General features: G+C 60.7%; 11 protein-coding genes and 1 pseudogene. 3 read left to right on the forward strand and 9 right to left on the reverse strand.

The window, feature by feature from the left end; genetic code table 11:
* Positions 1-3: 3 nt before the first annotated feature.
* Complete coding sequence (locus tag ACTM86_RS04205) at positions 4-600, forward strand: 5-formyltetrahydrofolate cyclo-ligase (RefSeq protein ID WP_441015592.1); 597 nt, start codon at positions 4-6, stop codon at positions 598-600.
* A 91-nt stretch (positions 601-691) separates the two neighbouring features.
* On the opposite strand, the gene metA is transcribed toward ACTM86_RS04205, so the two are convergent.
* Positions 692-1618: a homoserine O-acetyltransferase MetA gene (metA, locus tag ACTM86_RS04210; protein WP_427719472.1), complete on the reverse strand. Its 927-nt coding sequence runs from the start codon at positions 1616-1618 to the stop codon at positions 692-694.
* 211 nt (positions 1619-1829) lie between these two features.
* Here metA and ACTM86_RS04215 point away from each other — a divergent pair, with 211 nt between their 5' ends.
* Positions 1830-2807 (forward strand): L-lactate dehydrogenase, encoded by a 978-nt coding sequence (locus ACTM86_RS04215; protein ID WP_441015590.1) that lies wholly within the window; start codon positions 1830-1832, stop codon positions 2805-2807.
* Between the two features lie 382 nt (positions 2808-3189).
* On the opposite strand, the gene ACTM86_RS04220 is transcribed toward ACTM86_RS04215, so the two are convergent.
* From ACTM86_RS04220 to ACTM86_RS04230, 3 genes are all read right to left on the reverse strand, one after another.
* Positions 3190-4158: an SIS domain-containing protein gene (locus ACTM86_RS04220; RefSeq protein WP_427793944.1), complete on the reverse strand. Its 969-nt coding sequence runs from the start codon at positions 4156-4158 to the stop codon at positions 3190-3192.
* Positions 4159-4302: 144 nt separating this feature from the next.
* On the reverse strand, positions 4303-5058 hold the full coding sequence (locus ACTM86_RS04225) for a GntR family transcriptional regulator (protein WP_427747837.1): 756 nt from the start codon (positions 5056-5058) through the stop codon (positions 4303-4305).
* A 2-nt stretch (positions 5059-5060) separates the two neighbouring features.
* Positions 5061-7037: a RecQ family ATP-dependent DNA helicase gene (locus ACTM86_RS04230; protein ID WP_441015588.1), complete on the reverse strand. Its 1977-nt coding sequence runs from the start codon at positions 7035-7037 to the stop codon at positions 5061-5063.
* A 308-nt stretch (positions 7038-7345) separates the two neighbouring features.
* Between ACTM86_RS04230 and ACTM86_RS04235 the strand changes: the two are divergent.
* Positions 7346-7411: pseudogene (locus ACTM86_RS04235) on the forward strand (hypothetical protein); the annotation flags it as partial.
* Between the two features lie 24 nt (positions 7412-7435).
* Here the strand turns inward: ACTM86_RS04235 and ACTM86_RS04240 are convergent.
* The 5 genes from ACTM86_RS04240 to ACTM86_RS04260 all read right to left on the reverse strand — a co-directional run bounded on the left by ACTM86_RS04240 (position 7436) and on the right by ACTM86_RS04260 (position 12313).
* The gene (locus ACTM86_RS04240; RefSeq protein ID WP_441015586.1) at positions 7436-8155 is read right to left on the reverse strand and encodes a GntR family transcriptional regulator; all 720 of its coding nucleotides are present in this window, start codon (positions 8153-8155) and stop codon (positions 7436-7438) included.
* Positions 8156-8297: 142 nt separating this feature from the next.
* Entirely contained in the window at positions 8298-9305 is a 1008-nt protein-coding gene (locus ACTM86_RS04245; protein ID WP_441015584.1) for a YitT family protein, read from the reverse strand.
* 206 nt (positions 9306-9511) lie between these two features.
* Positions 9512-10141: an HAD family hydrolase gene (locus ACTM86_RS04250; RefSeq protein ID WP_441015582.1), complete on the reverse strand. Its 630-nt coding sequence runs from the start codon at positions 10139-10141 to the stop codon at positions 9512-9514.
* Between the two features lie 156 nt (positions 10142-10297).
* Positions 10298-11281 (reverse strand): SIS domain-containing protein, encoded by a 984-nt coding sequence (locus ACTM86_RS04255; RefSeq protein ID WP_229770738.1) that lies wholly within the window; start codon positions 11279-11281, stop codon positions 10298-10300.
* 198 nt (positions 11282-11479) lie between these two features.
* On the reverse strand, positions 11480-12313 hold the full coding sequence (locus ACTM86_RS04260) for a PTS system mannose/fructose/sorbose family transporter subunit IID (protein WP_441015580.1): 834 nt from the start codon (positions 12311-12313) through the stop codon (positions 11480-11482).
* Between the last annotated feature and the right edge of the window lie 7 nt (positions 12314-12320).

Below are 12320 nucleotides of genomic sequence, written 5' to 3' on the forward strand. Positions count from 1 at the left end.
GGGATGGATAAGGCCGAGTTGCGGCGGGCGATAATTGCCCGGCGCGACGCTCTAGATTTGGATATGCGGGCGGCAAAGTCTGCTGCTGTATGCGCGCGGCTCGTTGAGTTACTGGGCGGCTCGGGTCCCGCGGCCCCGCGCACCGTTGCCGTCTATGCCGCCATGGGCTCCGAGGCAGATCCTGCCGCGTTTGCCGCAGCGGCCGCAAAACACGGCTGGCGCGTGGCCTATCCGTGCATGTTCTCGGCAGCTGACACCGTGGCTTGTGGCCAGCGCATGTGCATGCGGGCAGTTGCTGCCGGCGATGCGTCCGAGGCCCCGTTTATCGCCTACCCTACGCGGGCCTTCGCAGCCACGGACGTCGACAGCAGCCGTTTTCCTATCGTGCCTGCCGAGGCGCTCGATATGATCGTCGTGCCGCTCGTAGCCTTCGACCACACCGGCGCGCGCCTGGGCTACGGCGGCGGCTGCTACGACCGCTACCTGCCCACGCTCTCGCCCGCATGCCAAATCATCGGCATCGCCTTTGACGAGCAGCGTGTCGACCACGTTCCCACCGACACCCACGACCTGCCGCTACCCCACATCATCAGCGCCTAACTGCCGTTGTATCGCACCCGCAAGATGGGCATCCGAAAATCCACGCTCGTCACGCCGCAGCCGCAGCCACAACCGCAACCGCAGCCGTAGCCTAGTGCTCCTCGCCGGCGCGGGCCAGGTCGTAGGGCGTGGTCTGGTAGACGTAGTAGTTGAGCCAGTTGGTGTAGAGCAGCTGGGCCTGGCTGCGCCAGACGTTGCGCGGCTCGGCGGTGGGGTCGTCACCTGGGAAGTAATGCGCCGGCACCTGGGGGTTGAGCCCGCGCTTCACGTCGCGCTCGTACTCCAGGCGCAGCGTGTCGGTATCGTACTCGGGATGGCCAAAGACAAAGAAGCGGCGGCTGTCGGTCGACTTGACGATGTACAGGCCCACCTCGTCTGATACGGCCACGACCTCAAGCTGCGGCTCGGCCTCCACGTCCTCGCGGCGCACATCGGTATTGCGTGAATGCACGGCATAGAAGCGGTCGTCAAAGCCGCGGACCAGCGGGCTTTGCGGCTTCACCAGATAATGCTCAAACACGCCGCTCGCCTTGGCCGGCAGGTCGCACTTCTGGATACCGTAATGATGGTAGAGCCCTGCCTGTGCACCCCAGCAAATATGCAGCGTAGAGTGCACGTGCGTGGTGGACCAATCCATGATCTGGCAGAGCTCGGGCCAGTAGTCGACCTCCTCGAACGGCATCTGCTCCACCGGCGCGCCCGTGATGATCAGGCCGTCGTAGTGGATATCGCGGATGTCGTCGAACGTACGGTAGAACGTCTCCAGGTGGCCGGCACTCACGTGCGTGGCCTCGTGCGTCTTGGTGCGTAGCAGGTCCACCTCTACCTGCAGCGGCGTGTTGGAGAGCTTGCGCATGATCTGCGTCTCGGTGGCGATCTTGGTGGGCATGAGGTTGAGGATGAGCACGCGCAGCGGACGGATGTCCTGGTGCAGCGCGCGGTACTCGGTCATGACAAAGATGTTCTCGCTCTCGAGCTGCGCGGCGGCAGGGAGGGCGTCGGGGATGCGAATGGGCATGGATGCTCCTTACGAGTCAGTTGCAGCTATGGTACAACGAGCGGCCCCATCCGCGCGAGTGCATCGCCCCGAGACACCGTCAGCGGCCCAAATCACTCCAAAAGTAGAGATTAAGGCATGTCCCAAAAATCTACGGCGCTTTAGCCTAGCAAAGTGGCAGCAGGACGCTACAATGGTTCGATGCGAAAAACTCGGCCGAAAGGATATGAATATGTACCAGACGCGTAAGATCGGTGTGGTCGGCCAGGGCCACGTAGGAGCACATGTCGCCAACAGCCTGCTCATGCAGGGCATTGCCGATGAGCTGTACCTCTGCGATATCAACGAGGCAAAGGTGACGTCCGAGGTCCAAGACCTGCGCGACTCCCTTTCGTTTGTCCCGTACAACACCAAGATCGTCAACTGCTACGACCACTACGAGGAGCTGGCCTGCTGCGACGTCATCGTCAACGCCGCCGGCAAGGTCGCACTGGCCGCCGGCAACCGCGACGGCGAGCTGTTCTTTACCACCGACGCCGCCCGCACCTTTGCCAAGCGCATCGTCGATGCCGGCTTCGACGGCATCTTCGTGAGCATCTCCAACCCCTGCGACGTCGTTTGCACCGAGCTGTGGCATCTGACCGGCTACGATCCCAAGAAGATCATCGGCTCGGGCTGTGGCCTGGACTCTGCCCGCCTGCGCACCGAGATCTCCAAGAAGGTCGGGGTGAGCCCCAAGTCCATCGACGCCTACATGATCGGCGAGCATGGCTTTAGCCAGCTGGCCGCCTTTAAGGCCGCAACCATCGCCGGCAAGAGCCTCAACGAGCTTCAGGCCGAGAACCCCGACAAGTACGCCTTCGACCACATGGAAGTCGAGGAGCTCGCACGCAAGGGCGGTTATGTGACTTACGCCGGCAAGCAGTGCACCGAGTACGCCGTTGCCAACTCCGCCGCGCGCGTCTGCGCCGCCGTGCTGCACAACGAGCACGCCGTGCTTTCGGCCTCTACGCTTATGACCGGCCAATATGGCGAGGAGGGCATCTTTACCTCCCTGCCGTGCGTGATCGGCGCCGAGGGCGTCGAGGAGGTCTACACGCTCGACCTTTCCGAGCACGAGCGCGAGGGCTTCCACAAGAGCTGTCAGCACATCCGCGACAACATCGCCCAGCTCGACTGGTGGGACGCCGAGGCCTACGACGCCAAGTAGTCCGCCGGTTGATGCGACAACTCACTCATACGGACACAATGTAAAGCGGGCCGCGCCGGAAACCCACCGGCGCGGCCCGCTTTTTGACTCACGCGACACGCTTGCAGATTTAGGTCTAATACTTTTCCCGAAAAGTGAACGAGCAAAAACGAGCCCCCGAAGCATCGGCACTTTGTGGGGACCATTTCCTGCAGTTTCATTAAGATTTTCCTGCTGTTTTGGCGTCAAAAAATGTCGATGCTTCGGGGGTCCAAAATAGGTCGTTCACTTCTCGGGAAAAGTATTTGACTTCGTTTTTCGACAAACAGAAAGGGGCGCCGTGACGCAAACGGGGCCCGCGCTTGGCGAAGGCCCCGTCATGAAAAATCGCGTTCCCCGTTACCTAGTACCGCTCGACGCCCATGTAGCGGCGAACCTCGGGGCTGTGGTCAAATACCTTGCCGCGGGCGGCGCGCAGCTCACAGCTCATCGCATAGAAGAAGATCGGCTCCAGGTACGAACGCACGCTGGCGGGCACCTCGCCCACGCCGTACTCAAGCGCATCGAGCACCATGACTGTATCGGTGTGCGTGTTGAGAAATGCCAGTGCGCGCTCCTCCATGGGGCGACACTCGCCAGCGCCAAGCTGCACAAAGTAGAACACGCCGGGCTCGGTAGCCTCGAAGGGACCGTGGAAATACTCGCCGGAGTGGATGTAGCAGCAGTGCTGCCACTGCATCTCCATGAGCGAGCAGATGGCCATGGCGTAGGTCTGGCTAAAGTTGGGGCCGGAGCCCAGGATATAGAAGAACTTGTGCTGCTGGCAGAGCTCGGCAAAGCGATCGCCCAGCTCGGCGTTGACCTTCTCGCGGGCAGCGGGCAGCAGTGTGTCCATCTGCTTAAGGCCGGCGTACATGTCGGCGAGCGCCTCGTAGCCCTCCTGCTGGTCGAGCAGCTCGGCGGCGATCAGAGCGCCGATGCCCTGCGGAACTTCGGCCTGCGACTCGCCCTTGCCCCACGGGTAAACCCAGGTGGTCCACTTGCCGTTATCGATCTTGGAGCCCGCGTAGTCAGTCATAGTCACGACCTCGGCACCGGCGGCCAGCGCCATCTCGCAGCCGTCGACGACCTCTTGCGTGTTACCGCTGTGGCTACAGGCGATGACGAGTGACTTCGGCCCTAGGCTCTTGGGGGCCATAAGGCAAAACTCGCGCGCCGTGTAGACCGTCGAGGTAAACGTGGTTGCCTCGCGCTTGAGCAGCTCATTGGCCGGCATAAGGTCAATCATCGAACCGCCGCAGGCGATCCAAAAGACATTCTCGATCTTACCCTTGCGCTCGATAATTTCCTGAACCAGATCGTGTGCGTTCACGGTGACATTCCTCCCTGTGTGGCGGCTTTGAGCGGCGACAGCTCGTACCTGCGGTCGTTCTATGTTGTCCTATTTATAGCACGCAAGCTGTCGCAGGTGAATTCATTTCACCAAACTTGTTCTGTATTGTTCTATCTATGGACGTTAGATGTCGAACACGTAGCGCGACCCCACGATCTTTTGGCGCCCGAGCAGCAAGGGCCGCTCGTCCGCATCGGTAAAGTACGCCTCCATATAAAAGAGCGGCTCGCCAACCGGCACCTCCAACAGCGGGGCCGTCTGAGCATCGGCGAGCGCGATCTCCACGGTACAGGGATCGGACTTGAGCGGTGCGCGGCCCGAATGCACGGCAACGAGCGCAAAAATCGAATTGTCGGTGAGGTCCTCGTCGGCAAGCTGCTGCAGATAGGGATGGTCGGCCAGCACAAAGGCGTTGTTCTCGAGCATGACGGGCACGCCATCGGCCGTGCGCACGCGCTCGACCACGATGAGCTCGCAGCCGGGTTCCACGCCAAAAAACGCCGCGTCCTCGCGCGTCGCCGCAACCACCGTGCGCGACACCAGGCGCGCTCCGGCCGCCATGTCGTTGGCAGCGCAGGCCTCGGTAAAACTCTGGACGTCGCCTTTCTGGACAATCTTGCGCTTGAGCTTGGGCGCACACACAAACGTGCCCCTCCCCTGCTGACGGTTGAGATATCCCGCGCGCGACAACTCCTCAATGGCGCGACGCACGGTAATGCGCCCCACGCCGTAGGACTTCGCGAGCTCCATCTCGGAAGGAATGCGCGAGCCGGCAGCGTACACGCCGCGCGCAATCTCGCCCTTTAGGTCGTCCATAACCTGCTGGTACAGCGGCACGGCGGACACGTCAGTACGGTCGGTCTTGCTATCGGCTACCATCGTTACGCTCCATCCCGTGCATGCTCGGATTCAAACTCTTCAATCGCCGCCATAAACTGCTCGCCAAAGGCGTCGGCTTTTTTCTCGCCAATGCCGTTGACCCGGATAAGCTCGTCGCGCGTCTGAGGGCGCAGGCGGCACAGACCGCGCAGCGCCTTATCGGAGAAGACCATGTACGGCGCCATCTCCAGCTCGGTCGAAATCTCCTTGCGGAGTGCCCGCAAGCGCTCGAACAGCTCGGCATCGTCGCCCACGCGCGGGCGCTGATCCAGCTCGGCCTCCTCGCGCAGCAGATCCACCGCACGGCGGGCGCGGGCCGAGGCCTTGCGCTTGGATGCACGACGCTTAACGGTAAAGGCAAACGCCTCGTCCTCGACCTCGCCGGCACGCGGGCCCAGTCCAACGACCGGGTACTGTCCCTGTGAGGTTGCCAAATAACCGCGGCCGCACAGCTGGCCTATGATGTCCTTGATGCGCCCGACCGATTCGCTCGACAGCTCACCGTAGCCGCGGTCCTCGTCCAGATGCATCTGGCGAATGCGCTCGGTGTTGCCGCCGTGGAGCACGTCGGCGATCAGCGACTTGCCAAAACGCATGGGACGCGTAGCCACATAGCGCACGGCGGCGCGGGCCATATCGGTGACGTCCTCGACCTCGAACTGCGTGAGGCAGTTGCTGCAGTTGCCGCAGCCCTCGGCGTCCTCCGTGGCGGCACCGCTAGCACCGGCTGCGGCGGTATGCTCGGCCGCAGCCTCGTCGCCAAAGTAGCGCAGCATGTATTCGCGCAGGCAGCCGGTGGTATTGCAGTAGCCCTCCATCTGGCTGAGCAGGCGATATCGATTCTGGAGCGCCCACGCGCGTTGCTCGTCATCGAGCGCCTCGTCGGCAGCATCGCCGCGATCGATCAAAAAGCGACGCATGCGAAAATCATTGCCGTTCCACAGCAAATGGCAGCTGGCTGGGTCTCCATCGCGGCCGGCGCGGCCCGCCTCCTGGTAGTACGCTTCGATGCTCTCGGGCACGTTGTTGTGAATCACGTAGCGCACGTTGGGCTTGTCGATACCCATGCCAAAGGCGTTGGTGGCAACCATTACCTGGATATCGTCGTCGATAAAGGCGCGCTGGCTTTGCCGGCGGGCGTCGTTGCCCATGCCGGCATGGTAGCGGCCAACGCGAATGCCGCTGGAGCCCAGCGCCTCGGCAAGCTCGCTTGCCAGCGCATCGACGGTCTTGCGAGTCGAGCAATACACGATGCCGCTTTCACTCGAATGTGCGATCACATAGTCGCGCACCCACGCGGCCTTGGCCTTGTCGCCCATCTCCTCGCAGCCAAAGTAGAGGTTCTTGCGATCGAAGCCCGTCACCACCGTCGCGGGGTTTTGCAGGCCGAGCATCTGCTGAATGTCCGCACGCACGCGCTCGGTCGCCGTAGCGGTAAAGGCCGCCACGATGGGACGCTGCGGCAGGGAATCGATGAACTCGCGAATCTGCAGGTAGGCGGGACGGAAATCCTGGCCCCACTGGCTTACGCAGTGGGCCTCGTCAATGGCCACGAGCGGCACGCCAATGCCGGCGGCGGCCTCCCGCGCAAAAGCTAAAAAGCGCGGCTCGAGCAGACGCTCGGGCGCCACGTACATAAGCTGGTAGCGTCCCTCGCGCGCCCGCTTGAGCACGGTGTTTTGCTGGGCCGGAGTAAGACTGGAGTTGAGATAGCTGGGTCGCGCACCCGCCGCGAGCAATGCACGGGTCTGATCCTCCATAAGCGACAGCAGCGGACTCACCACAAAGGTGATACCGGGCAGCATGAGCGCGGGCACCTGGTAGCAAATGGACTTGCCGGCGCCCGTGGGCATAACGCCCAGCGCATCGCGGCCGGCAAGGACCGCATCGACCATGCGGTCCTGCCCCGGGCGAAACGAGGTGTAGCCAAAATAGGCGCCGAGCGTATCGAGCGCCATCTGCTGCATGCTATCGGTCATGGTTTCCTAACGTCCAAGTCATCTGCCGCCGATTATACGCCGCCACGCGGACCGGTGCCGCACGGCTGCCGGCCACGGGCAATGTAATCCGATGGGAACGAGCGTGGATAATCTCCCACTTTGAACCCGTACACAGGCCAAAAACGGTGGGTAGTCATTGGGGATATTCTTGACAAGCGCGGAAACGTCGATGGTTGAGCATAAGTCAGCGAAAACGCCCCTAAGCGAGCAAGGTGACGTGAAAGAGGAGGGAAGCGTACTTTTGTACGCGACCGACGATTGAACGTCAGATTGCCGCTTAGGGGCGTTTGCAGCGTCGACCGGTCCGCCGTTCGTTAGAACGGCGGAACCAAAGGCGTAGCGTCAAGCCGTTACACGGTTTGGTAAAACCGCGTAACTTATATGACCATGACGTAGCGACTACCCACGTAGTACTGCTTGCCGAGCAAAACCGGCTCGCCATTGGGACCGGTAAAGCCGGCACGCAGGTTGAGCAGCGGATCGTGCGGAGCGATGCCCAGCTCGGCCGCCTGCTCGGCATTGGCGCGAACGGCCTCGACCGTGCGGTAGCCAACCGAGGCAACCGGCGTTCCACCAACACGCTCGACCTCGGCAAAAATCGACTTGTCCTCAAGATCGGCCGTCAACAGCTCACGGTAGGCGTCAAAGGGCACAAAGATGTTCTCCTCAAAGATGGGTTCGCCGTCGGCCGTACGCACGCGCTTGATATGCAGCAGCAGCGCATCCTTCTGCAGGCCAAAGAACTCCATCTCGTTTTGGCGCGCCGGAACGATCTGGCGATCGATTACATGCGCGCCGGCCTTCATGCCATTGTCGGCACACAGCGCGGTAAACGTCTGCAGCATCGAGGCATGAAACTGGCGGTTGATGTGCGGCGTGGAGACAAACGTGCCACGGCCTTGCTGTTTAACCAGATAGCCATCGGAACACAGCTCCTCTACGGCGCGGCGCACCGTAATACGGCTCACCTCGTACTGCTCGGCAAGCTCAAGCTCGGACGGGATACGCTCCTTGGGTGCATAAACACCCTTCTCGATCGAATCCTTGATTTCGTCGTAAATCTGCTGGTACAGCGGCGCATTTTTGGGTGCAGGCATATCTAATCACTCTTATCGAAATATCGGGATAACAAATACGTATATAACGTCTAGTTTTATGTTACCTCATAACGATAAAACGATACACGCTCCCTACCAAAAAGGGACAGGATTGAGCAGAGCCGGCAAAATGCCAAATACCTTACTTGCCGTCGTCCTGCTGCAAGCTGTCCTGTTCGCTGAGGCGCACCTGCCTGCTGGCCATGCGTGCGGGCTTGTCGGGATCGGGAACGGCCGTGGGCATGGGTTCGTCGACATGACCGCCCCACCAACCGCCCACAAAGTTGAGCGTGTGGAACACGTTGATCACGGCTCCGGGATCAACCTCGCATACCAGCCTGATAATGTCCTGGCTCTCGTAGGTCGAGACAACGGTGTGCAGCAGGTACATCTTCTCGCGGCTGTATCCGCCGACGACCTCGGCGCAGCTAATGCCGTGCTGAAAATGGTTTACGTAGGCAGTCATAACCTCGTCTGCCTTACGCGTCGTGATCTGCAGCGTCACACGATCGTAGCGATGATAGAAACTGTCGATGGTCTTGGTCGAAATAAACTGCAACACAATGGAATACGCCGCCTTGTCCCAGCCAAACATAAAACCAAAGATTGCCAGGATAAAGCAGTTAAAGCCAAAGATGACGCCCCAGATGGTCTTGCCCGTGTGGTTGGAAACCCACAGCGCGATAAAGTCGGTGCCGCCGGTGGATGCGCCGGACTTAAGCGCGATGGCAGCACCCAGGCCCGAGACCACGCCGCCAAAAATGATGAGCATGATCTTGTCGCCCAAAAATGGAGCGAAGTGAAAAACGTTGAGGAACAGCGACGAGAGCACGACCTGCATCATCGAGAAGATGACAAAGCGCTTGCTAATGCCGCTCCAGCATAGGAGCGCCACGGGGATGTTGAGTGCGAGCATACCGAGCGAAATGTCGATGTGAACGCCGCCTAGCGAGGTAACGCGATCGAGCAGGACCGCGACGCCGGTAAGACCACTCGGAAGCAGGTCAGCGGGCCAAATGAACGCCTGGATCAGGAATGTCTGGAGAACGGCAGAGACCGTGACTGCCACGGCAGTAATGGCACGGCGGACGATGGTGAGGCGGCCGAGTACGAGCACTCGGTCCGTGAGCTGATCGATGGCATCCGCCACGCAGGCTCCTTTCGAAGGCAGATATAGTTGTGGGGCATGCCCGCGATTGTAGCATGGAGCGTGCGGGGGCGCCTCAATTCACCCTCTCTCGACAACCATCAGAAGGACCGTGAGGCCGCTCAAAAGAAAAACGCCGTGAAGAGAGCGATCCCTTCACGGCGAATTCGGCATTTGCCCAGATAAAACCTGCCAAAATAAACCTGTCCCTAAATGGCAGGTAGGATGTCACACAGATTGTCAATGACAACGTCGGCGGCAGACTGGTCCAGGTTGACGCCCTCGTGCGGACGCAGCGCCAGGACGCGGGCGCCAGAGCGCTTGCCAGCCTCGATGCCCAGAGGCGAATCCTCGATAACCAGGCACTCGGAAGGCTCCACCCCCAGCGCCTCCATGGCACGCTGGTAGATCTCGGGGTCGGGCTTAAACGCACTGCACTCGTGACCGCTGATGGTGTAGTCCAGCACGTCGGCGATGCCGGCAATCTCCACCAGCTCGTCGATCAGCTCGCGATAGGACGAGCTCGCGATGGCACACTTCACACCGCGCTCATGCAGCTCACGCATCACCGGCTCCGTCTGCTCGTTGAGAAGCTCGGCATACGGAACGGGGTGGTGCGGGCTGTAGACCTGCTTGTACTCCACGCGCAGGCGCTCACGCAGCTCAACATCGTCGGGCACCAGCGCCTTCCAAATGGCCGGCTCGTTAGACCCCGAAAGGTCGGGGATCTCGTCAAAGTGGAACCCCTTCTCTTCCATAAACGCCACGCGGCGACGGTTGTAGAACCACTCGGTATCGACCAGCACGCCGTCCATGTCAAACAGCACTGCCTTGATCATACGCATCTCCTCCCACCTGCCAAAAAGGGACAGGTTTATTTTGGTAGGTTTTATCTGGGGTTTGCGGCGCGACAAACACGCCCCCAAAGCAAAAAAGGGGACGGGGCGAAAACCCCATCCCCTCTCAATCAACCCGTAAGGTCTACTTACTTGTGATTAGTAGGAAAGCTTCCACATGTAGCGACGCATGGTCAGCGGGTGCTGACGGGCCTCGGCGATCTGGTTGCCGTACTCGCGCATAACGGCGAGGTGCAGCAGCGGGTTGAAGTAGGTGACGACGCTCGCGGGCACGGCGTCAGCCAGGCCGTAGTCCTTGGAGTCGATCAGAGCGACCTTGGCGCCCATGCGCTCAAGGAAGGTGAGGGCGCGGGCGTCCATCGGACGGGTAGCGCCATCGGACATGAAGAAGACGTAGGGCTTACCCTCGGTGGAAACCTCGAACGGGCCGTGGAAGTACTCGCCGGTGTTGTAGGCGGCGGCGTCGATCCACTGCATCTCGGTGAACAGGAAGGCGGCGTGAGAATAAGCCATCTTCTCGGAGGCACCGGAAGCCATGAAGTAGATCATCTTGTCGTCCTTGAAGTCCTCGGCGAACTTCTTGGCGAGCTTCTTGCAGGACTGAGCGGCGTTCTCGCAAAGGTCGAAGACGTTGGTGAGGCCGGTGATCATGTCCTCGTAGTGGTCATAGCCCTCGGTCTGCTGAAGGATCTCGAGAGCAAGAGCGATGGCATAGCCGGGCTTCTCGCACTTGGCAGCGTAGTTGGCGTGGAAGCCGTGGATGATGACGTGGTCGGCGTCGACGGTCAGAGCGGAGCCGGCCTTGTTGGTGAGGGAGACGACCGGGCAGTTGTGCTTCTTGGCGGTCTTGTTGGCCTCGACGGTCTCGGGCGTGGAGCCACCGAGGGAGCAGGTGATCACGAAGGTGTGCTCGTTGACCCAGGAGGGCGTGTCGTAGTTGAACTCGTTTGCGGTGAAGATCTGAACGTTCAGCTTGTCCGTGTTGTTGGCCAGGAAGTACTTGGCGGGGTAAAGGTCGGACATGGAAGCGCCGCAGCCAACGAAGGCGACGCTGTGGATCTCGTGGTTGGACAGGACGTCAGCGACGATCTGCTTAGGGAGGTTAAGGTCGATCTCGTACATCTGACACATTCCTTTCGATTTTTGCGGCGCCACTTTGCCGGACGTGCGCAGGATTACCGTGATTTGGACCGAGTCGCCGGCCCATTGAAGATGTGACATAGGGACTGTCCCTTTGACACATTTAGGGATGGAAGCCTGCCTGGGGTATGGGATGCCAGGCAGGCTCCCCGGGGAAAGCGGTTAGACGCTTGGGCGCGACTAGGCCAGGATGCCGGCCGCGGAGAGGGCGATGCCGCCCACGATGGCGATCACAAGAAGCCAACCGGTGTTGACGTTCTTCTTGATGAGCCAGTACATAAGGCCGGTGAGGCCAAGGGAAATCATCTGGGGCATCATGCCGTCCAGGATGTCCTGGATCACGACGGTGCCGTCAGCGAACTGCATCGGGGTGGTGGCGCCGATCAGCGTAGCGATCATGCCGCCCACGGACATAAGACCCACGATGCCGCAGACATACATGAGTTTCTCCATGAGGTCGCCGCCCTGAAGCTTGCTCAGGTACTCGTGGCCGCCCTGATAGCCCATCTTGGCTGCGAACCACGTGATCAGCACGGAGGGCACGATGGAGATGAGCATGGCCAGGATCGGGCCCATGATGGAGCCCTGCTGAGCCAGCTGAACGCCCAGACCAAAGGCGATAACGCGGATGGTGCCCTGGAAGAAGGAGTCACCAATACCGGAAAGCGGACCCATGAGGGAGGTCTTGACCGCGTTGATCGAATCGGGATCGAAGTTCTCGGGATCCTTGGCGTACTCCTCCTCCATGGAGGCGGCGAGGCCCAGGACGAAAGCGCTCGTCTGCGGAGTGCAGTTGTAGAACGCCATGTGACGGCGGTAAGCCTCTTTCTTGGCAGCGAGCTGCTTGGGGTCGGACTCATCCGGATAGAGGCGATCGAGCGTGGGAACCATGCCATAGAGGAAGCCCATGTTCATCTGACGCTCGTAGTTCCAAGAGGCCTGGATGGCCCAGGAGCGCCAGAAGAACTGGCTGACCTTCTTGTTCAGGGACACGTCCTTGGTTGCGGTTGCCATAGTGTGT

Source organism: Collinsella sp. HCP3S3_E11, from assembly GCF_052067375.1.
Lineage (GTDB): Bacteria > Actinomycetota > Coriobacteriia > Coriobacteriales > Coriobacteriaceae > Collinsella.